Here is a 22999-nt window from a genome sequence, read left to right as displayed (position 1 = left end):
TTTTTAATGAGAAGGAAGAGGGAAGAGGGAAGAAGGACGAGGTATATTTTCATCCTTCATCCTTCTTCCTCCTTACTTCTTCCTTTTTTAAAAATTCCAATCACCATCAAGCGAAGTTGATTGGTTGTAACTGGTAACTGTCACTTCAAAAAAGTCCGCTCTTACATTCCCTTCTGCTCCTGTATCAGCAAGTCTTTCCAGGTGCTGATAAGGGTTTCTAACATCTTCAAACAAAGCGGGAACCCCTATTGCTTTTAACCTCAAGTTTGCTAAATACTTTGTATACTCTTCAGTTGAGGCTTCTGTGATACCAAGAACCCGATTCCCAATAATGTGGTTAGTCCATTTGATTTCGTATTCAACAGCTGCTGCAAACATTGCTTGAATTTCATCAACCGAAAGCATCTCAGATGAAATACCAGCATTAGTTAACAACTTTTGAATCAAGTTAACGTGCGTCATCTCATCGCGGTTAATGTACCTGATAACATCAGAAGTACCTTGACACAAGTGACGAGACGCTAGAACATAGAAGAAAATAAAACCGTTGTAGAAGTACAATCCTTCAAGTAGGTAGTCTGCAAGAAGCGATCGCATATATTTAGTTGTAGTGGGATCGTCAATATAATCTTGATAAATTGATGCTATAAACTCACAGCGCTTACGCAAGATTTCATCACTCCTCCAAAAGTCGTACACACCTTGCCGCTCGTTTGCTGGGATTACTGATTCTAGAATGTATTGGTAGCTGTGATTGTGCAATACTTCTTGGAACTCCTGCACAGCGAAGCACAAAGTTATTTCTGGCGCTGTGATTTGCTTCGAGAGGTTTGGCAAATTTCTAGCTTGAATAGAGTCGAGAAATGTCAAATAGCTTAATATGCCTTTGTAGGCTTGTTTCTCATCATCAGTAAGAACCTTGTAATCATTAGCATCTTGGGAGAGATCAACTTTCTCTGGTATCCAAAAGTTTTCTAGCATCTGCCGATACAGTGCGATCGCCCACTGAAACTTGCAATTATTCAAGTTCATCAATCCTGTCGAATTCCCACCCCAAATTTCTCGATGCTCAATCGAATCGTCACCTTCAGGATTAAACAAGGGAGGGGTAAGAAGAAAGGAGGATGAAGGATAAGACTTATTTCGTCCTTCTTCCTTCTTCCCTCTTCCCTCTTCCTTGTTGTTAGTTAGCGCACGCATCACAATTCTCCTTAGTTTCTTTCTGCAAACTTCTGAGATAGTAAAGAGCTTTTACTCCTTGCTTCCAAGCAGATAGCATCCATTCATAAATCTGTTTAGGGGAGACTCCAATATTCGGGTTCACAACCCATTCCATCGAAATACCTGTGTCTACCCACCTCTGGATTGCTGCCACAGTGTCTACAATTACCTGCTGGTCTAATTCTTTATTCTCCTCGTAGAACCAAAACTTATTTTTAATAAATTGAGGACACACGGGAATGCTACCTTTAGCACGAGCTTCGTAGTGTAAGCGTGAGAATGTTGGGAGGATTGAAGGTGTACAACCTTGTATTAGCGCGCTACCAGTGTTAGGTGCGATCGCAAGTATCTGACTATTTCTAATCCCTTCCTCCTCAATTGCTTTTGCGAGTGTTGACCAACGAGGGAAATTTTGAGAGTAAACAGCTATTTCTTGGAGAGATCTACCTAGCAATCGTCCTTGTGACCATTGACTACCACTAAAGCACGGATACGCACCTCTTTCTTTCGCAAGATGGTGAGATGCCCTAATGCTGTAAAAAGCTATGTCTTCGTGGAGACCTTCGATTTCGTAAATAGAGTGCGAGTATTTAAGATTGTTCTTAGCGCACCAGTCAGCAAGACCAATAATACCAATGCCAATGGTGCGGTACATCGTATTGTGATTTGTAGATTCTTTGATTGGTGCTGTTGTGATATCTATTGAATTGTCAAGCAACCGGACAGATAACTCACAGAAGTAATCGAGTTCTTCACGGTTTATGTTTGCCAAGTTGAGAGAGACTAAATTACAAGTATGAGCAAACATATTAGGAGCTACGTTGCTATAACTCTCTTGACAGAGGTTTCCACAAGGTATTTGCCCTATATGATTGTTAGGGTTGCGGCGGTTAACCTCATCCTTGAATAAGATATACGGTAAACCGGTCTCCAACCGCACCTTCATTATTTGCTTGAGCAGTTCTTTAGCTCTGACCTCGCGCCAAAGAGTTAATTCCTCCCGTGCGATCGCATCTTCAATTTTCTCGTAAGCTTCTTCAAATTCTTCTCCCCAAAGCTCGGCAAGTTCAATTCCTAATTTTGTTCTGATTTCATAAGGGTCAACTAGAGACCAAAGCTCGTCTCCCTCTACTCTCCGCATGAATTCGTCGTGGATTACGACTTGAGGGAAAATATCTCTTGCTTTTCTACGAGGGTCTCCGTTCTCGGTTTGCATTTCTAAAAAAGCTTCGATATCCAAGTGCCAAGAGTTCAGTGCGACTGTTACAGCCCCCGCCCTCTTTCCCCCTTGATCCACTGCGACAGATGTAGCATTAAGAACCGAACACCAAGGAATCACACCCTTTGATGCATTCTTGACACCATTAACCCAACTACCAGCAGCACGTATCCGAGTTGCGTCAACACCAACGCCACCCCCGTGTTTGCTTATACGTGCTACGTCTTGTACTGTTTTAAAAATACTCTCAAGAGAATCTTCCATTGCCACGATAAAGCAACTTGCCAAATTAGCATTAGGGCGTCGCAGATAAGCAAGTATGGGAGTGGCAAGAGAAATCTTTCTTAGTGAGATAGCATCATAGAATTTTTTCGCCCATTCTAAGCACTTTTCCCCTTCTTGTTGAGCCAACAAAAGAGCAATTACTAAGTAAGCTTCTTGTGGTAATTCGTCTGTTGTCAAATATCTCTTCTGTAAAAGGTATATTCCAGCATAGTCATAATCTAAATCCCGCGCGGGATCTAACCACGAACCAGCTTCAATCAAGTCTTCAACTGAATAATCTAATATTTTGCGATCGTAATATCCTTTTGTAACCTGATTTTGAACGTGAGTAACAAAGGAAGAAGGATGAGAGTTATTTCGTCCTTCTTCCTTCTTACTCCTTCCTTCTTCCTTATTTTCGTACCCATACCCACGGTTAATAGAAATATCTTTTAGCATTCCCCATAAAAATAACCTCCCTGCCACAAACCGCCAATCAGGATTTTGCAAAGAGGTTAGTCTTAGTGCTGCTTCTATTAAATTGTTCTGAATTTCTTTTGTTGATATTCCACAGTGGAGACGAACTTTGATTTCAGACTCTAGTTGGACTTGATTTACGTCCAGACCCTCTGCTGCCCATTTAATTACTTCCTTGATTCTAGATATATCTAAATCAACTTTTTCACCACGCCGATTAATAACCCATCTCTCTGACACTACAGACATAATTTTCTGACATAACTTTTGTCAATAACGACATATTGTAGAAGATTTTATAAAATTTGAATCTAAAATAATTCTGAATTTATCTGCAATTCTGGCAAAGCAGAAGGGAAGATTTTTGATACATCAAAACCCGCAGACAACAAGCGGGTTTTGGCGATCGCAATTATTGTGGGGAGTGCGATAGTTTAACTATAAACTATACCATTAACTTTTGTAATTGTTGAAATCTTAATAAATTATTAAGGCAAACTAGAGTCCTCTAAGAGGATGCCCAGTCCGATACCAATCACAAAAGAAATTAATGCTAATAGTGCTACTTTTTCAAGCTCCAACTAAAACCTCCTTGTCAATACTGACAGATAAATTGATAACCTCAAAAATTTTTTGACTAAGCAGTGGGGGTACACTGTTTCCTATTCCGCGAATGTCGACCGATGCTTTTCCAGACCATTGATACCAATCTGGGAAAGATTGTAATCTGGCAAGAGATCTATTGTTGAGACTACGCACATCTCCATCAGATAAAACAACGTCAATCACTTTTGTGCGATCGCCACCCTTACCATCATCTCCAAGAGAAGCTCTTAGTGTCCAACAGGGAAGAGAGGATAAAGCAACCTTTGGCTTTTCATAATATCCAATACGCTCTACAAGCAAGTTTTGATGTGGGTAGTCCGCGATCGCTGCTTTTTGTTTCTCTGTTAACTCTGACTTTGGTAACTCAAGAATTAAATCCTTAATAGCTTCATACCAACCTACCCAAGGTAGGAAATTGTCACCAAAAAGCTGTGGTAGTGGAAACTGAGTATGAGTTGGAGTTAACAGAGGTACACCCCATCCTTGCTTTGCCGCAATCATAATCAACCTTTTACGTGATTGGGGAACGCCAAAATCAGCAGCATTTACGATTTGATGCGACAGAGAGTAATTAAGCGATCGCAGACTATTGCAGAAATTAATATAAGCTGGCGAGTAGCAATATTCAGGCACATTCTCTAACCATACAAAATCAGGTAGCAGAATTTTTAGGTGCTTGGTAATGTTCTCTAAAATAGTAGCTCGAACAGAAGTTTTGTCCTGATTATTATTAGCGCGTGAGAATTCTTGGCAAGGAGGAGAAATCTGCCAAACAAGATAGCTTCCTTCTCTTCTCCTCTCCTCTGGACTGGGGGCAAGGGAAGCAGGGTCAATCGTGGTTACGTCACCTACCACAACTTCCCCGCAGTTGGTTTTGTAGAGGGATGCGATCGCCGCATCTATCTCTATGCCAATGGTTTTATATCCTGCCGCGATCGCACCTAAACTAGTCCCCCCTGCCCCTGAAAAATAAACCAAAGCATATTTTTTCACCTAACTTTCTCCTGAAGGGCAATTTCTCTTTGTACTTGGTTTTGTTGTTTAGTGGTTATGACATTCCCAGACCAAAACAGAAGCGCTAGCTGAACTCTGTTTTTGAGGTTGTTCTTAGCCAACATACTAGAAACATGTGTATGGACTGTCTTGACTCCAATTCCCATAGTTTCTGCAATCTCATCGTTGCTTAAACCTCTAGCAACCAGATACGCAACTTGCCATTCTTTACTAGAAACACAAACTCTCTTGGAATCTAAAAAACAATCTTGGGAGCAAAAGCAAATTGGGGGTATGGGAGCAATAGCATACCCCATATCCTTCCCGCACCCATCGCACATTATTTTTGTAATCGGATCTACCTTGAAGTTTGAAGAATTAGACATAGAATTTTGTCTCCTTCTGCCCTCTACCCTCTACCTCTTGCCAGCGAAACATATCCTCAGAACTAAAATCTAAAGCTTCCACGTAAGCACCTAAAAAAGCACAAGGATAGCTTTCATGAGTCGATGATCCCAATGGGAGAATAGAATCCTTTCTAAAAATTTGAACTAAAAAAGTACCATCTCCAGAACTTGAGGAGAAATCCCACCCTCTATCCTGAAGCCATGTTTCCAGTACTGCCAACAAAACACCTTTATGCCACAAAGACAGCAATTGTGAGTTAATAAAGTAGGTACGATTATGTCCAAACAAGGCTTGGTACTTGCGATCGCGGACATACAAAGCCCAACTATCCCCTGCTTTGATACAGGTGCGATCGTCTACAGGAACCTCGTGCTTTTCCTCAAGTTCAACTATTTGTTTTAACAAGTTCTCTATCAATTTCTGCTACCTCCAATATTTCTTTTGCTGGTGGGTAAACATTTGGCAAATATTGCTTCAGAGCCAAAATTATGATTTCTCTTTCTGGTATGCCAATTTCAATGCTCGCGTGACACAATACCTTGTTGGTCTCGTTGTCTAGCTCTATTGAGAATCCAGACGGGGATTTCTTATACTTCCTCCCCGATACAAAACTCCTTCTAGAATCTAGATTTGTCTCTAACCAGTTTTTAGGTACAAAAACCCTTAGCTTGTTTTTGGGTAAAGCTAGCGGGATATAAAACTTTAAGGCATCAACTACAATTTCCCTTTTGTGCTTGCTCAAGGCTACTGAAGCATGAGAAAGGCAAGATGCTAAGGGGACACCTAGATCGAGTGTGTAATAACTTCTAGGTGGTTCACTATTTCTTTTAACTTTCTTGACCATTACAAAAAATACTTGTTGCTATACCTTACTACATATTTTGTCAAATTGACATAACATTGACACATTTGTAGTCAAAAATTGTCAATTTGACAATCCTTATTTGTCATTATTACAGTATTGTTGAGGTGTAGTTTCTACTGTGGGGGTAATATGGCTACCTTTAAAGAGAAAAAAAGATTGAGCGATATAGTCCAAGAAATTCGAGGTGATAAGTCTCAAAGGGCGTTAGCATCTCAACTAGACGTAAGTTGGACAGCTATTCAAAATTGGGAAAACCCAACTTCAACATCTTTCCCTAATGATGGTAGCTTGCTCAAGTTGGCTGATGCTAAAGGATGGTCTCTTGAAGAAATTAAGCGGTACCTAGCTACAGGTAAACGCCCGCAAATCACTGAAATAGACAGGCTTATAGACCAAATTTTAAGGCTACACCCTCATGAGATAGTTCAAGTACAGCGTGCTCTGGCGGAGAGATTGGAGGAAATCTTTAGAATCATCTCTCCAGCTTGATTAGAATTCTAGTTCTGCGATCGCGCTTTCAATGCAAGTTTTAATTTCTTCTTCGTGGTGTTTGAGGTATTGCCACTGTTTGGGTTTTTGAGCCCAAGAATGTAACTGATGGATTTTATCTTTTGTATCGCATCTTGAAAGAGCGTCTAAGAAGCTTTTCCATACTTGTTCACTTTTGTCTTCAGAGGAGGGTAGAGACAGGGGTTCTACTGTGTTAGATTCTACGTCAATGATTGTCCCTACCTCACCTCTAAGCAACCCCGCGATCGCACTTTGGGGTGGCTTTAACCCTCTAAGGGTCATTTCCTGTAACATCTGCCATTGTCGGTACAAAGCCACCCAATTAGGATCAAAATCTAGTGAGAGCGCCCAAACTTTATGATCTGCTTTTTTGCCAGTTCGCATACCGTTTTCAAGTTGTGGGCGCTTGGTTTTTACCTCTGTGCGAGTAAGGATCATTGGAATGTGGTGGTGATATTGGTAACAAGGGAAAGGGGAGGATGTTAGCTTGCCACCAGTTAGGTTTGATATTTCTTCTAATTTACTAGTTACATATGTCAAATCTTCGTAGCTATGAGTTGTCAGTCGCGCCGGTACCATCATGTCAGCGTCAAGCACCTCTTTGAGGTAAAAAAGGAGTTCTCCTTGTTTCTGACATCCATTGGGGCACTGACCCATAAAATCTTTATCTCTCATGGGGCATGGTTCGTTTACCTCCCTGATTGGACGCCACACGTTACCGTGCTCATCTTTTGTGGGTACGCATTTACGATAAATTGTGTGGCGATCGCACTCCAAGAGAAATCCTGAGTGTTCATGTGCCTTCATTGCGGTTGGGAAGGTTCTGTCAACCTCGTCGTAAGCTAGATAGATGTTGATCTTCTCCGCCAAAAAGTCACTATTGGCATCCGGTTGCCCGTAATGCCGGGAGAGAATTGTTTTTATGGCTTGATTTGGGGTGGTGATTCTCAATCTACTCCCCAAATCCTTACCAGCCATTTTTTCCGTCTTTCTCGCACCCTTAAAGACAGAGATTTCTATCCTCCCAAGGGAGTTCCTAGACCCATCCGTCAAACCTCTAATAGGCATATAATTTCCTCGAATTGTTTGATGTTTATTAGTTCTAAATGTCGCTCAAATGTTGTTTCCTGAACAAAGACATTGAAATTTTTAATGTCTTTACGGTACTCTTGCTTTGGCTTTTTGGAGTATCCTTCAAAGTTTAGATTGTTTAAGTACAACATCGTTTGGGATAATACTATTATGACACATTTATTGTCATTTATGACAACTAAAAAGATAGAAATATATCTTTTCAATTACATTTTAAAATCAATAATAGAAAACAAATGCGACTGGTTAACTACTTTTGATACTGAAGAGCTTCTCGAATTTGTACAAGAAATCCAAGAAGCTTCTGAGGAAGATATTCCAGCAATAATCCATGAGTGGAAAGAGAGTGCGATCGCGATTAAGAGCGATCTCCTAGCAGAAGCCTTTAGAAGGGGTTTCCCCAAGTAGCATTTGGCGGTTGGTGCCAAAAAGGAGTGTGATCGCTTCTTCTAAAGCTTCTGGTTTCACGTACTCGTTCGTATAGTGGCGCGTTACTGCGAGCAACAAATCGTCTCTACCTAGCTTGCGAAGTTTGTCGGTTATCCACTTTTGGGAGGGTACTTTTTGACCCGTACGCTTTTTGATTTCCGCTTTGAGTTGATCCGCTGTCAATATTTTCGCAGTACTTCCTGTTTGTGGTTCAACTATTTCTGTTGCGATCGTCTCTACTCGGACAAGTTGATCTTGCTTCCCACGGAGGGCTAATACAACTTCTACACCATGTAGAGCGATCATTGAGTTGTCAAGCTCTTGACCGCGCTGCTGAATTTCTAGTCCTCTGTTAATTTCTCTTTGTAAAGCTAGCTGAAGTTCTAGTTCTTTGATTGTTTCGGATTGTTGGGGTATTACAACCTCTGCTTCGCGGGTTTTGACGACAAAGTAAGCTTGTGCCGCTGCTATTTCTGGTTTTCGAGGGTCTCCATTCATGGCTACCAAGTAGCATCCATATCTTGATAGCTTAAAATCTTTCAGCACTTGTCGAAATGCTTGAGATCCTCCAATTTGCGCCATTTGGACAACATCGACAAAATGGCGGAGTTCGTCTTGCCCAGATATGCGAGCACTTATTTTTGCTCTTTCAACAGTCTCTTTAATTCGCTTCCAAGCTTTGTATCCTAGTAAAGTTAAAAGTTCTGTAGCCAACCAATACTCTAATCCTGAGTCATCAACACGGCGAATTGATTCAAAAGTGCTATTATTAGAGCTAGATAGGATATTCATCAGTTTTCTCCGCAAAACAATAAAAGAGCAGTAGACGCTGCTCTTTTATTTTGCCATCTTATTTGTCAATTCTGCCAATTATATTGTCAATTGAAGCTAATCATTGACAGATTGATATCGATTCTTGGTTGCTTCATTGGCGGGGACGCAAGTAGCGTAAAACACACCATAATTTTCAGAGTCTTCATTAGTGTTTTTGAAAAACTCTATTGAGTCTGTTTTCCATGTGTTTGATTCTTTGTCATCTCCGATTGAGTACCTAATTGAAAATGAAGGATGGTTTAATAAAATATCTTTACATTCTGCAATTGATTTTTCTACATCATCTATATCTATTGACCCCCAAGAACCTGTTTCGCCTATTAGATATACAGGTTCAAAATCGTAACTTTCAACTGAGTAGCAATAGAATACTTTCTTTAACATTCTTCTATTAGTCATCTTTTACGCTCTCCCAACAAATACCGTTTATTTTATCCCAGTGAGTTTTCTTACCTTGTTTTTCTAGCTCTTCACACTCTTTTTGATTAAAGACATCTTCTAGTATTTCCAAATGAGTTTTGTTTGAATACCCAGAATAGATAATTCTATCTCTTTTTGATGTTTGCGATCGCGGTATAACAAACACACTAGTTGCTAAACAAACCAATAACAACATCGGGATGATGTTAATGTTCTTTGATATATTTTCCACAGTATCTCTACTAATTTTCAAAATTTCATTGGTGGTTCTTCGACGATGTCAAGCAACATCGAGACTTCGTTTTTGTATTGATTTATTAGTTTTCTATTAGGTGTGCTTTCCCATTTTTCAAAGGTTCTACCTGTTAACCAAAATTGAATTATTTGAGAATTGATGCTTTGACCCCATGAAGCATCAATTGTTACAAGTCTTGACTTTGGATATTTGTTAGTGAATACTACAGACACCCATGTCATTGTTTTAAGATTAGAATTAAATCTCCTTAAAGAAACAAGAACACCATCAATTTCTTTTGATTCATCTCTGCAAACAACTGTATATCTGTCTATAACTTTTACTAGTTCGCTAGATAAGCACATTGATTTGATATCACCCTTAGCTGGTTGAGCTAAAGATAAAAAGCTTATTGTTGATATCAAACCCGCGATCGCTTTAATTCGGTTTTTCAATAGCATAAAATTTGATTACTTTTCGTTGATTGCATTTTCCATTTCTTCAACAGCCGCTTCTGCCATTGCTATCCAAATTTTGATTTGTGGATGATTAGCATCCAAAATCTGCACAGGCTCAATGTTGTAGCCATTTATTGCAGCAAAGCGCTGTACTAGTTTTTCAATCAGTGCCTGTCTTTGAAAATATCCTAGTTCGGTTTTCATTTTGATTTTAATTTCTGGTTGTAAATCTAATATAGATCCTAATAACTTAGTTGTCAATAATGACAACTAATAATTTAAGGAGTGCGATCGCATACCACCGCAACCCTCCCGGAAAACCTTTTTTTGTTTTTGACAGATGTCGTGAGGTTCACTAGATGTGCCCCTCCTAATTGCGTAGAAAAATTTATCTCAAAAAGTCCACTTCCAAAAAAGAAGCGATCGCGTTCTCCTGGTGAAGTGCGATCGCAAGAAGAGGAAAATCGGTACAACTATTTTAAATCTGGTAAGTAACGTTTAGCTTCTTGTTCCCACAAACTATTCAAAGTGGCTCCACCACTGTAGGTATTGATGTACATCGCAAGCATTGGGTTTGTCGTTCCACCTTTGATTGCCTCGAAAACCGAGTCGTACAAATCCGCAGGGAGCAGTCGCAAGCGATCGCCAAATTCAGTGAACACCCACATAGGGTCATATCCAGCATTTTGAACTTTGATGTTGCCACTTCCGACAACAGATTGTGAACGCCTGTCTACTGGTGTTAAGGATTGAAAATCGGTATCTGGATTGTAGTTATCCCAATAATTTTCATTTGGTTCTATCATAATAGTGAACACTTGTCTGTTATTGCTATTTTAAGTGCTAAAAAGATATTTCTTCGATACCGAATTTAATGATACGGGAACTTTAATTGATTTAATTTCCATTGGTGCAGTTTGCGAAGACGGGCGCGAGTACTACGCAGTATCGCGAGACTTTAACCCCAACAATTGCAACCCTTGGGTTCAACAAAACGTATTGCCCCTGCTTCCACCTACTGACTATAACTTTACCTGGTACAACCCATCTGGTGCGATTTACACTACACCATTGTGGAAACCAAGAAGTGCGATCGCATCTGAGTTAGTAGATTTCTTTGGGGTTAATCAAGGAATAGCTCCTGAATTATGGGCAAATAATTCTGCATATGATTGGGTGTCTTTGTGTCAATTGTACGGGCCGATGGTTGCCCTGCCTGAAGGGATGCCTCACCATTGCAACGATATTCGACAGTTAAAAGAGGAGTTAGGGCGTCCCCCCATACCAAACCAAGAAGACACCAAACACGACGCACTAAATGACGCTCGGTACAACCTTCGGGTTTGGCAATATCTGATGTCTACTAAAAATCAACCTAGTTTGTTCGGAACAGGAGTAGCACCTTGAGTAAGCAAGAACAGGAGCGATCGCGGCTTTTAGAATATTTCAACTTCATTGCTGGTAATACAGATGAGTGTGGTGATATTGAATCAGTGAAGAGATTTATTGCCAAGCGATCGCGAGTAAACGAATTGCTAAGATTGAAAGCTTTCATCAGCACAATCACTGCGCAGTATAGGAAAACTGAATTAGTAAATTTATTTTGTAGTCTTGAACCTAAGGATAGATGTAGAGCACTTGAGAGTTTTCCTGATTTGATAGTTGCAACAATAGAAGATTGCAGACTTTTTAAGGTTGGAAAACCTACTGCTGTTTCTACTCGCTATGGTGACTTTGCGAGTGGTCTTGCTGAATACCCTGTGTTTTCAATATTGGAAGTTTTGAAGTTGATTGAAGGAGAAGAAGTTGCCTAAGCACGAATGGAGTAGAGAGGCTTGCAGACACCGCTATGTTGAAGGGGAGCAAATAGGTTTAAGAGAATTAGCAAAATTGTCGAAGCGATCGCTAGGTTTGCTTGGTAAGTGGTGCTCAGATGAGGATTGGGTTGGGCAGCGCGAACAATTCCAAGCAGAGATGCGCAAAATTGTTCAGCAAAAGACTTTAGAAAAAACATCTGAAAAATTGAGTGAGGAACTCTCAGAAATTGCTAGTGCTAATTACAAAGCGCATAGACTAGTGAGGGATTATGTTCACGCTATTTTTCAGATGAGAGCAAAGGATCTAAAGAGAATACAATTTCTCAGTCATGAAGAACAAATAATAGAACTCAAGAAACTTAGCCCTAGCGAAATAAATTATTGGAGTCAGGTATTAACACGCTCCACACAAGAAATCAGTGCAGCAACAGGACTTGATTATTGGATAAACGTGAATACATCTATGAGGAGGATAGAAAAAGAAGGTTATATTGTTGTAGATCCAAATGAAAACGTTATTCAAACTAGTGCTGTTGTTATTGATGAGTGACATCCTCCCGACGCTGACCCTACGGGTACTACCACAAGCTATAGCTACTGGTAAATGCTTGTCTCATCCCCGTCGAGGGGAATCGACAAGCGCGGGAGTCCATGTATCCCGACGCTGATGCTTCGCATACAGCGCGGGACTTATAGCTCCCCGAACCCCTCAAAAGTTAAAAGTTATTATGTCGGAATCAAAAGTCAAAAAAATAAAACTATCTGATTTAATCCCAGACCCAAATAACGCCAACAAAGGTACGGAGCGCGGGCGTTATATGTTGGAGAAGTCATTACAAGAGTTAGGTGCTGGCAGGTCAATTTTGGTTGACTCTAGAAACGTTACCATTGCAGGAAATAAAACTCTTGAGACAGCTGTAGAAAGTGGTTTTGAAAATGCGATTGTCATTGAGACTGATGGTTCTGAAATCGTTGTTGTTCGTCGCACCGACTTGAATTTAGATACTGATGAGAAAGCGAAAAAATTAGCTATAGCGGACAATCGCACGAGTCAAGTTTCCCTCAACTGGAGTATTGATGTTCTCTTGGAACTAGAGAAAGAAGTTGATTTATCAGGATTTTTCTCTGATGGTGAACTTCAATTTATAGCAGATAATCAAGACAATCAACTTATAGATGAAGTTAAAGATAAATCTGAAAAAGAAAAGAAATATACAGTAGTAGTCGAGTGTTCAGATGAAATTGAACAAGGTGAAGTATTTAATAACCTTGTTGCACAAGGATTAAAGTGTAAAGTTAGAAGTCGTTGATAAAACAAGCGATCGCATTACATATCAAAGAAAACATTCTTCAAAAAAATGAATAAAACAGAAACCTGGTACGCATTTGACATGAACCCTGAGCACGTAGATCCACGGTTGATCTACTGGTTACACCTCAACGGTATAGTGCTAAAGCTTAACAATAATTGTTATTCTCCTGGAGTAATAGCCAGTACTTACAACGAATTACCAGAATTTTTTATAAAGCAAGAAGAAGATAGCAAGTTATACCCTGTTACTTTCTCTTTGGGGGTGAAAGACAGAGTACCCAATATCAAAAAATTAATTGAAGAACATGACACAATCCATGAAAAACCACATCGATGGTTAAGAAACCCGCTTTTTATTAATTATGGAAGATACACTAAACAAGATATTTCAGATTGCTTAAGTGATTGGTTAGATGAAGTCTCTATACTAATTTCCCGTGTTGAGGAAGTAGATGAGAAAGCGATCGCATCCAAGCACAAATCTGATATCGAATCAATAAAGCAGGCGATCGCATCTATCAAATCTAAACTGTAATGCTTGTCCTTCCATCCCAGTTATCCCCCCGCCTCAAAACCAAAGCAAAAAAGAACGCTGCAAAGTATCGCGCTACGGCAGAGCAACAGTGGCGGGAGTGGATAACTTTTGAGATGGCACTAGCCAATGCCACACCAGTGCAAGCGCAGTCATGGCAGTCGTTTGAGTTTTTTAGACTGGCTATTGCCAATCACAAAACTTATGATCATATGAAAGTGTGGTTAGAAGCTCTATTTACAGGGCAAGATTCGAGATACTTACAAGGTATTGCGGGGAATGATACTTTGGTTTTGGCTCCGCGAGAAAGTGCAAAAGCACAACCTTTAACAGAGTTTGTTTTAACCCCATCTGGATGGAAATGTATGGGGGATATAAAACAAGGTGATTTAGTTATAGCGGATGATGGTACTCCAACAACAGTCACTCACGTCCACCCTCAAGGTAGAAAATCTTGTTACAAGATAACTTTTACTGACGGGGCAACCGTAGAGTGTTCTGATGACCACCTTTGGACGGTAAGGAGTCTTTATGGAAGCAACCCAAAAGAATTTAAGACTTTACCACTAAATCAAATTAGATCAAAGGTGTTTGTATTAAGTCGTAGAGTTAAAAGGGGTGACCGCATCGAGCAAGAGACTATTTACCGAGATGCTCTACCAGAAGAGAAGCCTTGGTTAGACTATAGAGGTTATCCTAAATTCTTCATTCCTATTACTAAACCAATTGAGTTTCCCAAGCTAAATTTGGTGATAAATCCTTACACTATGGGTGTATTGCTTGGTGATGGAACTTTTTACCCAGATTCAGTTAGGTTTAGTAAGAGTGATTTAGATGTTGTTGAATTCGTAAGGAAAACATTACCTAAAGGGTATTCAGTCAAACAAATAGGGAAAAGAGAAAATCAATTTATAATTTCAAAAACAATTAAAAAAGGTAAAGCTAGCAAAAGCATTTTTTTAGAAGAGATCCGCAAGCTAGGATTAACTGGGCATGGATCTTCTGAAAAGTTCATACCAAAAAGTTATTTATTTTCCTCTGTAGAAGATAGGATTTTCTTACTACAAGGGTTAATGGATACTGACGGCACTGTATCCAAAAAGCATAAAGGTGGAGGGGGGCTTAGTTACTCTACAACATCCAAGCAACTAGCTGATGATGTTATTGATTTGGTGCGATCGCTTGGAGGAATTGCTACACACCAAAAACCGCAGAAACCTTGGTATAAGCATAAAGGAGAACGTCGGCAGGGCAAACTTAGCTATAACGTGGAAATTAAGTTACCAGAGGATATACAGCCTTTTAGGTTGCCAAGAAAGTCTTGTTTGTATTCACCTTGTACGACATATAAACCAACTAGAGGTATTGTAAATATTGAATATATTGGGGATGTAGAAATGCAATGTATTACCGTTGAACATCCCAATCAAAGATACATTACTCGCGATTATGTCGTAACCCATAATTCTACGTTTTTAGCCCAATTTATCTCTTATGAAATTGGTATTCATACATCTCCTTGGATCAGATTAGCTTTTAAAGTATTAGGCATCAGCTACAACATAGAGACTGCACTACCTCGCTCTCGCCAAATCCAAGCCATCTTGCAATCACCAAAATACCAAGAGATATTCCCTTGGGTACGTCCTTCTAAACAAAAGTGGGGTGAAAAAGAATGGATGATTGATCTCGATTGGGCGGGCTTACCATCTACCGAGGAGCAGTATACCTATGTTTGCGGTGGTTTAAATGGTGGTTTAAACTCCCGCCGGTGTGTTGTTGGTGAAACCAGGGTACTGACTGAGAAAGGTGAAATACCAATTGCAGAATTAGGAAATTATATTGGTATTTACATCATTACTTTCAATGAGACAACAGAGGATTTGGAGTGGGGGAAACTTAATGCGATCGCATCCCGCATCTCCCACAAAATAATCGAAATAACAACACATGAAGGATTACAAGTCAAATTAACACCAGAACACCCTTTGTATGTCGCCACATATGGTTACGTGCAAGCTAAAAATCTGGAGGTAGGAGACTGGCTTGTCACCTATAAAGACGGTGATTGGTCTGTCGATGTGATTACTAATATTAGTGAAATAGAATCTCAAGAAGAAGTATATGATATCGAGGTAGAAGGTAATCATAATTTCTTTGCTAATAAAATTCTTGCACATAATTGTCACCTAGCATTTTTGGACGACCTAATTAAATCCCCAGAAGCAATCAGAGCGCAATCAATACGTGACGCGATGGTTTCCACATGGCGTTCTGTGGTTCAATTCTGTCGCTACGATGGAAGCCGGGCCTTGTGCTTAGGTACGCAGATGGCTGCAAATGATATTTACTGTACTGAGTTTACAGAGGAGAATCGTTGGCGAGTCATTAGGCAGTCTGCATTACTAGAGCGGGAAGACGGCACAGAGTACAGCTATTGGGAACCTGAAGATGACAAATCACCCGGTACACCTCTAGTAAGACTACAAAAAGAGCGCGAAGAAATGCCGATTGAATTCGCATTTCAGCGCCAAAACAAAGTTGTTCGTGTTAAAGAGCAGTCGATTAATCCTGAGTTAATTCAACGCGCTATTATCCCGACCAGGTTTGACACCCTTGTGCTGGGTTGCGACTTGTCAGCTGGCAAGAAGGAATCAAATGACTACACGGCGATGGTATTGGGTGGCTTGGTGAAAGGAGCCAAGAATGACCCCGACCAGTATTGGATAATTGACAGTTGGGAAGACAGGATCATGGGCAATATCGAAAAGCTTGATGCCATGATTGAAATTTGGGATATGTGGCAACACTTACTGCCTACTGTTAAACTGTTTGACCCAGAAAAAGGTGAGTGGCTAGAGGTTCCGGAATCAGGATTAAATCTATTCTTTGACTCTTCAGCTTATGGACTATCTCTGCAAGGTGATTATGAGGATTACATTATTGGGCAGAAAAAAATAGTGACTTGGCGTGTTCACCCAGTTCCGGCGTCAGGGCGGGGGGATAAGCTGTACAGACTAAGGAAGCACACAGGACTGTTTACCAATGGTTTAGTCTGGTTCAATATGTATGGTCGTACAATGAAAGATAGCAGGCGTCCTATGGGCAGATTGGTACAACAAATTACTGAGTTTGGTTCTACCAGTCATGATGATCTTTGTGACGCTTTTGAATTGTGTATGACAGGCTTAAGAAGCAATTTACCAATGACCAAAGGGAGCTATTGATGGACTACCAAAGATTAATGGGGGCAGCGCCTCCCCCTTCTAGGGACTTTGCCGAGGGCAAAAGCAACAAACCCCCGACTAGGTGCTGGGAGGGAGTATGTAAGCTTACCCGCTCTAAAGAGACGGGGCTTTAGCCTCAGATTTGAGATATCGGAAACAGAGGCATTTGCCCCTGCAATTGACAACTCACCCCCGGACTTTCAGGAAGGCTTACAGACTTCCCCAAAGCAGCAATATTAAGAGCCGCATTTATATCAGCATCATGTTCAAAGCCACAACGACCACACTTAAAAACTTTACCGTTGCGATAGGATTTACCCTTGATTGGGTGAATACCTCCGCATCGGGAACAGCTTTGAGATGTATAGGCGGGTGGTACAAAAACAACGGGGACACCAGCGATATTCGCCTTGTATCCAACAAACAAACGCAGTTGGTAGAACGCCCAATTATTAGTTCTGCGGCGTTCAGTCTTACTTCTGGGCTTTTGATTGAGAGATTCTCTGATATTAGTCAAATCTTCAAAAGCCAAAGTGGAATTACTGCGCTTTGCATCTTGAACAAGTTGCTTAGAAATGTTGTGATTCAACCATTCCTGAAAGCGGCGTTCTCTGCCGGAGAGCCTTCTAAGAAGTCTTCTAGAGTTCCTAGTGCGTTTGCTTTGAACGTTCGCCCTGACCTTGCTGTAGTGGTCACGAACCGATTGAATCTGCTTACCACTCCAGGATTGACCCGTAGAAGTGGTAGCAATATCGCGTCTACCCAAATCAACCCCAATTACTTTTGGTGTTTTACCCATGGGGTCGGTGGGCAAATCAACACAGATATTGATGTAGTAGTCACCTTTCTTGGATTTACAAAGCGTCGCCGCAGTGGGGTTTTGTCCTTTCAGCAAAGCCAATTGATAATTACCAATAGACAACTTAAAGTTGTGACGCTTCGACAAGGTAATGCCTACTTCTTGCTTTTCCTCCCAGTATCTAAATGTTCTTTGATTCAGGCTAATCGAGGTTGGTCTAAATTTATGAATCTGTTTTACAGCTTTGACATTACCGACTACGCGCCGGATAGCCATGCAAATGTGGTTGGAACTCAACCCAGTATCCTCTCTCACTGTTTTATAAGACAGGTGATGAAGCTTGGTTGTGTTCCACTGTTTATGCTCCTTTGCAGTATTCAATATCTGATTGCAAGCATCGGCAAATCCCTGCAAAGTACGGTCAATTTCATACCGCAACTCTACAGGGACTTGAAGCTTACATTTTACGGATATAGTTTGCATTTAGGACTGAATAATTGCATCCATAGTTATTATAGCACGGGCACTGAAGTACCCGTGTCGTTTTTCCACCCCGGACTAAAGTCGCGGGGTCGCCAAACTCCCGGAGGTTTCTGATGCAACAGATTTTGTTGGCATCCGTATTGCATTGTTAATTCCAGGGATTTCTAGAAGAACTGTTGTAATCGACCTCTTCTCTATACTCTTTTTCATCGACCTCTCTTAAGCCGTACTCCTCATGAAAAAAGGAGTCACGAAGTTCTTCAAAACTTTTATCAGTCGCGAGACATTCCGATTTGAGTTGACCAGGAACCTGCCAAATGAAATAACGCATTGTATGATCTCCTTTTGGTTGATAAGTGATTGAGTGTCTACATTTCTAACGATAAGATATTGGTTGATAAATGTCAAGCCATCAACCAAACAAAATGAGAAAAGATTCTATCGGGTATCGGCACAATAACCACTCTGTAGGACTGGCAACGGTTCATCTAGTCTGGATTCCCAAACGTAGAAAACCTGTTTTAGTAGGAGACGTGAAAACTCGCTTGTCTGAAATCCTCGACTCTGTTGCTCATGACCGGGAATGGATTATCAAGGCTAAAGAAATCGCCCCAGACCACGTTCACTTGCTTGTAGAGTACGATGAGCAGACTGCTATCTGTGAGGTTGCTAGAGCGTTCAAGGGGCGCAGTTCTAAGTTGTTAAGAGATGAGTTTACGCATCTTAAGACACTTCCCTCGCTCTGGACGCGCAGTTATTTCTACGACACTTCGGGAAAAGTCAGCACATCTCATGTAATGGCGTACATCAATGATCCGCACCATGCCCGACACTAGAGATACGGCGGCTTTAGCCGCATTGTCGCTTTTCCGCCCCGCTCTAAAGAGACGCGGTTTCCAAGCTCCCGGAGGTTCTTTTTGACACTCCCCGACTTGAAGTCGGGGAATTCTTGGTTCAACCAGCCGACTTATTTACACTTGTCTCCAAGTCTAAACAGAGGTCGTTCTGTCCCCAAGCGTAGATCCCGGTGTGCCCCACCGTTCTTAATGACTTAGCCAAAATGTTCAGTGCAGCATTCTCATCACGACATAACTCAGCACCGCAAATACATTTATAGATAATAAATACAAGATGTCACTGCGAGTGAACTACCTACACTGTACCGTCAGGTCAGTGTAGGTAGTTCACCTGAGTAACTGATATAACTCTTGCAAACTCAAATCAAAATCCTCTTGCAAAGCATCTTTGATTTCATCAACCAAATCATTGGCATATTGGTTAATAGCATCATCGATTTGCTCACGCAAGTCATCATCTTCATCCCAAAGACGATCGCTTTTGGGAATGTCCTCATACCATTCCTCTGTATCTATGTATAAAACATGAGGAATTTCCCACCCTGAAGCTTTACACTTATCACCCTTACCTAATACACGGAAATTAACTCCGCAATCGCTGATAATTTTGGCTAAATCAGGACTGAATTTCTCAATTTCATCTACCAAATCTGTAAATGCGTCTGAGGGGTAATTACTCCAAGCGATCGCGCACATTAACTGTGCAGGTAGGGATAAATCATCAAAATCTGTAGACCCTGCATATTGATTGATTTTCTTGATGAGGCGATCGCCATATTCTTCGGTAATTGAAATACCAGAAACTGCTAATCTCTTCCAAATTGCTAATTCTCTTTGACACTCATTTTTGAGTGCGCGAGTGCGATCTAAATTACGACGAACAGCATCATATTCTTGCTGAGAAACCATTTTTGACATCCTTTTCGTAGAAGACACGTTTGTGCGGATTTATGGCGTCGCACCCAGCCCCTAGAATTAAACTTTTACTACACCAAACCGAGCTTGTACTTCTAACTTTGAGCAACATTCAGCATCTAAAGAATTACCACTCACGAACACGCGGAAGTAATCTCCATCCGAATCTTGATAGTAGCCCGGCTCTTGGATTTCAAATACTGCCTTTTTCATGCCGTATTTACCCCACTCAATGAATTGAGCAGAGAGAAAAGTACGCTTGAAACCGTATTCTTTGCACAATCCATCAATTCTTGCCACCCACTTTTTACCCTCTTGGCGGCGCATTTGAGCCGTGAGCGTCCATGTTATAGGAGAAAGAGATTTAATTTCTTCTCCTAATACTTGTAGTTTGGAAACAAATCTTGAGCGACGACCTGCAACTACTACACACCAAACCTTATATAACTCGGTAACTTTGGTGATTTGTGAAGCGGAAGTATTGAGGTGAGCAGCGATTAATTCTTTGATTCCCATTTTGACCTTTTACACCCGTATCGGCGGCGACCCGTTTGTTTTCATATCATTATTTTAAGTGCCCATTCAAATTATTGTCAAGAGACTAGGTAAGAAATATTTGTCAATATTGACAACTACTGTACCAGCATTATGCGATCGCAAGCTCCCTTCGCCTTCGCTGCAAATATTTTTCCAAGTCGTACCTATTGGGGAATGCGCGAACAAACCTTCCAACTTCTTTGCAGAAAGCAACGCCAGCGCGCCTAGCAATTTCTCTCCAGGGAGTTGGGGGGACGAAGACTTGGGGTTTGATGATTTCCCGCTTTGGTGTGTGGTCTAGCTGCTCTTGGTGGATGTATGCCCCTAAGTCAAACTTCCAGTCAGGGCGGCGGAACTTGGCAACACCATCAAACACAGCATCAAAAATGCGAATGACGTTGGCACCATTGTGTTTTGGCAACAAGTCTTCTTTGCCTCTGGCGCGTAACTCATCCTCTACCACCTCATACAGTATCAACATACGTTTGAGGTTGATTTGGCGGGTTACAGGTATTTCGCGAGTTCTAGCTATACCAGGTTCACAATCCATTATTCCCAAGCAACGGAAGAAATCACGACACAAGCGAAAGATTCTTCGGGAGTGACAAGCTTGAGGCCAATATCGTTTGAAGTATTTTGATGCCTCGGTAGATGCAAATTGTCCTTCTAACTCCCCTTGGTCGGATGTGTAGAGCATTTCTTGGAGGCGATCGCGGTTGATATAATATGTAACTACTTTATTTTTTGAGTCTTCCTCGTGCTCTACTTCTTTAATTAGAGCACCCCAAGCGGTTGCAATATGATACGTGTGGAAATTGATGCTACCAAGTATTTGTAGAAGACGGCTGTTTGTAAAGTTTTGCACCTTAATTTGCTCTCGAAGCTCTGCTCGCGCTGCTTTGACGTGCTCTGCTGTAAGAATTGGGGAGGATGGAGTGAAGACAGAGCGATCGCTTTTGGGCAAGGAAGATGTATTTTCTTCTGGTTCTTGATAATCTTCCCACTCTTGATTTTTTTCGTTCCACTGTGCTAGTATCAACATAACATATGTACTAGATTTAATATCCCGTCGCTAGCTTGTAACTGGTGGCGGGGTTTGCCTTTAAGTACAATTGTATCAGGTTTGTACAAAAAATCAACTACAGATTGCGTGTACCACATAATTCCTATTGAATATGAGTTCATTTCAATTAGGGAATTTTTATGTATTTACTTGGTTTTGTTTACTTATTTGTAAATGAATATTATTCTTTTAAGGTTTATGTGGTAAAACCTTATGTGTTGTTGATTTTAACGCTTCATCGATAATCCAGAGATTCTCCTGTTCGTACCCGGAAGACTTCCTCATAAACCGCCCCCTAGAGTCAGCTCTAGCCACCACACGGGGCTTTACCTTAAACTCTTTCAAGTAACGTTCTGTTACACGGGTAGCGAGTCGGTGATACTCGCCTTTGTCTAATTCAATGTTCTTCTCCTCTAGGTACTCATTTAAGGTGACTAGTTCCCTGGCAGGGATATCTCCCATTAACTCCCTCATCGATTCCGCTTCAGCCACAATGTACCGATCGGGATACGCGATCGCCTCTTGCCATCTTTTTAGAAGATTGGTTTTACTCAAAGTTTCTAGGTACACCACTTCCACTTCTTTCTTTTTATGCTCTGGCGGCAAAATATTGAGAACTAGCATCTAACATCTCCGTTTATAAAACTGAATCGAATCTTTAAAATCGCGTAAAGTTGTTGATATTTTAGTTGGGTTCAGATGCAGCGGGGTTATCTTGTACTATTTGACACACTCTATTAAGCATGGATACCCCTGCTCCAGGCTCTACTTTGGCTAGGTATGGTTTGCCGTTATGCACTAACGCCAGTAGTGGGGTCGGATTAGTGGTACACCAAGTAGTTTTAGCCTCTATTTTGTTCCGATTAGAATAATAGGTGAAGTTTACTAAATGATTGTCATCAAGTTGTACAGACCTAGAGTCTAATCGAAACTCTAATCCATTCTCAGTACCTATATATTCAGCTTCTAACCTAGATCTTTCTGCTAACGTGCTAGGTAATAATGTCCCTGCTACGCCTACGATCGCTACTACTCCTAATATTGCTCTAAGCATCTTCTGGCAACCTTGTTTTTTGTTTTTTGATACTTCCATAATATTCTAGGTCAACATATTATGTATACCGTAAAATTACCTAAATTTTCAAAAGCAGCGATCGCGGCAACGCTAAAATCAAAACAAAAACAATATGGAACAAGATGTTGACACAGGTGCGATCGCACTTTTTGCTTTGAGATATTGTATGGGTAGGATGACTTATGAGCCATCTTTAACTATTGATTGGGTGCAAAAGCACTGGCACTGTTTCTCTGATGGGGCCAAACAGAATATTCGCAGAGATGTCTTGGAGTTTGTGAGTTCTGGTAGAAGTCTTGGTATGGATTGCGATGAAGAGACCTGGAGAAGTTTTGAGGCTTGGTTGTCAGC

General features: G+C 40.9%; 29 protein-coding genes. 10 read left to right on the top strand and 19 right to left on the bottom strand.

What is annotated here, in order from left to right; translation table 11 throughout:
* Positions 1–87 precede the first annotated feature (87 nt).
* The 5 genes from UYC_RS0109290 to UYC_RS0109270 form a co-directional block, all read right to left on the bottom strand.
* The gene (locus UYC_RS0109290; protein WP_016879475.1) at positions 88–1200 is read right to left on the bottom strand and encodes a ribonucleotide-diphosphate reductase subunit beta; all 1113 of its coding nucleotides are present in this window, start codon (positions 1198–1200) and stop codon (positions 88–90) included.
* A complete protein-coding gene (locus UYC_RS0109285; RefSeq protein ID WP_016879474.1) occupies positions 1184–3430 on the bottom strand; it encodes a ribonucleoside-diphosphate reductase subunit alpha in 2247 nt (748 codons plus the stop codon). Before UYC_RS0109285 ends, UYC_RS0109290 begins: the two co-directional genes overlap by 17 nt.
* Before the next feature lie 321 nt (positions 3431–3751).
* Positions 3752–4780 (bottom strand): DNA cytosine methyltransferase, encoded by a 1029-nt coding sequence (locus UYC_RS0109280; protein WP_016879473.1) that lies wholly within the window; start codon positions 4778–4780, stop codon positions 3752–3754.
* On the bottom strand, positions 4777–5166 hold the full coding sequence (locus UYC_RS0109275; protein WP_016879472.1) for a response regulator transcription factor: 390 nt from the start codon (positions 5164–5166) through the stop codon (positions 4777–4779). The genes UYC_RS0109280 and UYC_RS0109275 overlap by 4 nt, the downstream gene beginning before the upstream one ends.
* Positions 5159–5605, bottom strand: a complete 447-nt coding sequence (locus UYC_RS0109270; protein WP_127011384.1) for a hypothetical protein — start codon at positions 5603–5605, stop codon at positions 5159–5161. Before UYC_RS0109270 ends, UYC_RS0109275 begins: the two co-directional genes overlap by 8 nt.
* Positions 5606–6182: 577 nt before the next feature.
* On the opposite strand from UYC_RS0109270, the gene UYC_RS0109260 reads away from it, so the two are divergent.
* Entirely contained in the window at positions 6183–6542 is a 360-nt protein-coding gene (locus UYC_RS0109260) for a transcriptional regulator (RefSeq protein WP_016879469.1), read from the top strand.
* On the opposite strand, the gene UYC_RS0109255 is transcribed toward UYC_RS0109260, so the two are convergent.
* Positions 6543–7541, bottom strand: a complete 999-nt coding sequence (locus tag UYC_RS0109255) for a recombination directionality factor (protein ID WP_127011385.1) — start codon at positions 7539–7541, stop codon at positions 6543–6545. It lies immediately after the preceding gene.
* A gap of 285 nt (positions 7542–7826) precedes the next feature.
* On the opposite strand from UYC_RS0109255, the gene UYC_RS0109250 reads away from it, so the two are divergent.
* Positions 7827–8063 carry a hypothetical protein gene (locus UYC_RS0109250; protein WP_127011386.1) on the top strand — a complete coding sequence of 79 codons (237 nt, stop codon included), beginning with the start codon at positions 7827–7829 and terminating at the stop codon, positions 8061–8063.
* Here UYC_RS0109250 and UYC_RS36065 read toward each other — a convergent pair.
* From UYC_RS36065 to UYC_RS0109220, 7 genes are all read right to left on the bottom strand, one after another.
* On the bottom strand, positions 8028–8876 hold the full coding sequence (locus UYC_RS36065) for a BRO family protein (protein WP_016879466.1): 849 nt from the start codon (positions 8874–8876) through the stop codon (positions 8028–8030). The two genes, UYC_RS0109250 and UYC_RS36065, sit on opposite strands and share 36 nt — an antisense overlap.
* Positions 8877–8972: 96 nt before the next feature.
* Positions 8973–9317 (bottom strand): hypothetical protein, encoded by a 345-nt coding sequence (locus UYC_RS0109240; RefSeq protein ID WP_016879465.1) that lies wholly within the window; start codon positions 9315–9317, stop codon positions 8973–8975.
* Positions 9310–9570: a hypothetical protein gene (locus UYC_RS0109235; protein WP_127011387.1), complete on the bottom strand. Its 261-nt coding sequence runs from the start codon at positions 9568–9570 to the stop codon at positions 9310–9312. The genes UYC_RS0109240 and UYC_RS0109235 overlap by 8 nt, the downstream gene beginning before the upstream one ends.
* A 17-nt stretch (positions 9571–9587) precedes the next feature.
* Positions 9588–10028 (bottom strand): hypothetical protein, encoded by a 441-nt coding sequence (locus tag UYC_RS0109230; RefSeq protein WP_127011388.1) that lies wholly within the window; start codon positions 10026–10028, stop codon positions 9588–9590.
* Positions 10029–10043: 15 nt separating this feature from the next.
* A complete protein-coding gene (locus UYC_RS0109225) occupies positions 10044–10235 on the bottom strand; it encodes a hypothetical protein (RefSeq protein WP_127011389.1) in 192 nt (63 codons plus the stop codon).
* Between the two features lie 74 nt (positions 10236–10309).
* A complete protein-coding gene (locus UYC_RS37690; protein ID WP_127011390.1) occupies positions 10310–10504 on the bottom strand; it encodes a hypothetical protein in 195 nt (64 codons plus the stop codon).
* Positions 10505–10837, bottom strand: coding sequence for a hypothetical protein (locus UYC_RS0109220; RefSeq protein WP_016879461.1), 333 nt, complete (start codon positions 10835–10837; stop codon positions 10505–10507).
* Positions 10838–10871: 34 nt separating this feature from the next.
* Here UYC_RS0109220 and UYC_RS0109215 point away from each other — a divergent pair, with 34 nt between their 5' ends.
* From UYC_RS0109215 to UYC_RS0109190, 6 genes are all read left to right on the top strand, one after another.
* Positions 10872–11438: a 3'-5' exoribonuclease domain-containing protein gene (locus tag UYC_RS0109215; RefSeq protein ID WP_016879460.1), complete on the top strand. Its 567-nt coding sequence runs from the start codon at positions 10872–10874 to the stop codon at positions 11436–11438.
* On the top strand, positions 11435–11845 hold the full coding sequence (locus UYC_RS0109210) for a hypothetical protein (RefSeq protein ID WP_016879459.1): 411 nt from the start codon (positions 11435–11437) through the stop codon (positions 11843–11845). The genes UYC_RS0109215 and UYC_RS0109210 overlap by 4 nt, the downstream gene beginning before the upstream one ends.
* Positions 11838–12398, top strand: a complete 561-nt coding sequence (locus UYC_RS0109205; RefSeq protein WP_016879458.1) for a hypothetical protein — start codon at positions 11838–11840, stop codon at positions 12396–12398. The genes UYC_RS0109210 and UYC_RS0109205 overlap by 8 nt, the downstream gene beginning before the upstream one ends.
* Positions 12399–12576: 178 nt before the next feature.
* Positions 12577–13158, top strand: coding sequence for a ParB N-terminal domain-containing protein (locus UYC_RS35445; RefSeq protein ID WP_016879457.1), 582 nt, complete (start codon positions 12577–12579; stop codon positions 13156–13158).
* 48 nt (positions 13159–13206) lie between these two features.
* Positions 13207–13695, top strand: coding sequence for a hypothetical protein (locus tag UYC_RS0109195; protein ID WP_016879456.1), 489 nt, complete (start codon positions 13207–13209; stop codon positions 13693–13695).
* Positions 13695–16919, top strand: coding sequence for a hint domain-containing protein (locus UYC_RS0109190; RefSeq protein WP_016879455.1), 3225 nt, complete (start codon positions 13695–13697; stop codon positions 16917–16919). Before UYC_RS0109195 ends, UYC_RS0109190 begins: the two co-directional genes overlap by 1 nt.
* A gap of 136 nt (positions 16920–17055) precedes the next feature.
* On the opposite strand, the gene UYC_RS0109185 is transcribed toward UYC_RS0109190, so the two are convergent.
* Positions 17056–18201 carry an RNA-guided endonuclease InsQ/TnpB family protein gene (locus tag UYC_RS0109185; RefSeq protein ID WP_016879452.1) on the bottom strand — a complete coding sequence of 382 codons (1146 nt, stop codon included), beginning with the start codon at positions 18199–18201 and terminating at the stop codon, positions 17056–17058.
* Between the two features lie 425 nt (positions 18202–18626).
* Here UYC_RS0109185 and tnpA point away from each other — a divergent pair, with 425 nt between their 5' ends.
* Positions 18627–19037 carry an IS200/IS605 family transposase gene (tnpA, locus tag UYC_RS0109175; protein WP_016879450.1) on the top strand — a complete coding sequence of 137 codons (411 nt, stop codon included), beginning with the start codon at positions 18627–18629 and terminating at the stop codon, positions 19035–19037.
* Between the two features lie 348 nt (positions 19038–19385).
* On the opposite strand, the gene UYC_RS0109170 is transcribed toward tnpA, so the two are convergent.
* The 5 genes from UYC_RS0109170 to UYC_RS0109150 form a co-directional block, all read right to left on the bottom strand.
* Positions 19386–19967, bottom strand: a complete 582-nt coding sequence (locus UYC_RS0109170) for a hypothetical protein (RefSeq protein ID WP_016879449.1) — start codon at positions 19965–19967, stop codon at positions 19386–19388.
* Positions 19968–20033: 66 nt separating this feature from the next.
* The gene (locus UYC_RS0109165; RefSeq protein ID WP_016879448.1) at positions 20034–20489 is read right to left on the bottom strand and encodes a hypothetical protein; all 456 of its coding nucleotides are present in this window, start codon (positions 20487–20489) and stop codon (positions 20034–20036) included.
* A 130-nt stretch (positions 20490–20619) separates the two neighbouring features.
* Positions 20620–21552 carry a hypothetical protein gene (locus UYC_RS36060; RefSeq protein ID WP_016879447.1) on the bottom strand — a complete coding sequence of 311 codons (933 nt, stop codon included), beginning with the start codon at positions 21550–21552 and terminating at the stop codon, positions 20620–20622.
* 210 nt (positions 21553–21762) lie between these two features.
* On the bottom strand, positions 21763–22197 hold the full coding sequence (locus tag UYC_RS0109155) for a hypothetical protein (protein WP_016879446.1): 435 nt from the start codon (positions 22195–22197) through the stop codon (positions 21763–21765).
* Between the two features lie 61 nt (positions 22198–22258).
* On the bottom strand, positions 22259–22627 hold the full coding sequence (locus tag UYC_RS0109150; RefSeq protein ID WP_127011391.1) for a hypothetical protein: 369 nt from the start codon (positions 22625–22627) through the stop codon (positions 22259–22261).
* 133 nt (positions 22628–22760) lie between these two features.
* On the opposite strand from UYC_RS0109150, the gene UYC_RS35435 reads away from it, so the two are divergent.
* Positions 22761–22999 (top strand): hypothetical protein (locus UYC_RS35435; protein ID WP_016879444.1); only part of this gene is annotated, 239 nt, incomplete at its 3' end.

This window comes from Chlorogloeopsis fritschii PCC 6912, assembly GCF_000317285.1.
Taxonomy (GTDB): domain Bacteria; phylum Cyanobacteriota; class Cyanobacteriia; order Cyanobacteriales; family Nostocaceae; genus Chlorogloeopsis; species Chlorogloeopsis fritschii.
This window is presented reverse-complemented; position numbering and strand designations above follow the sequence as displayed.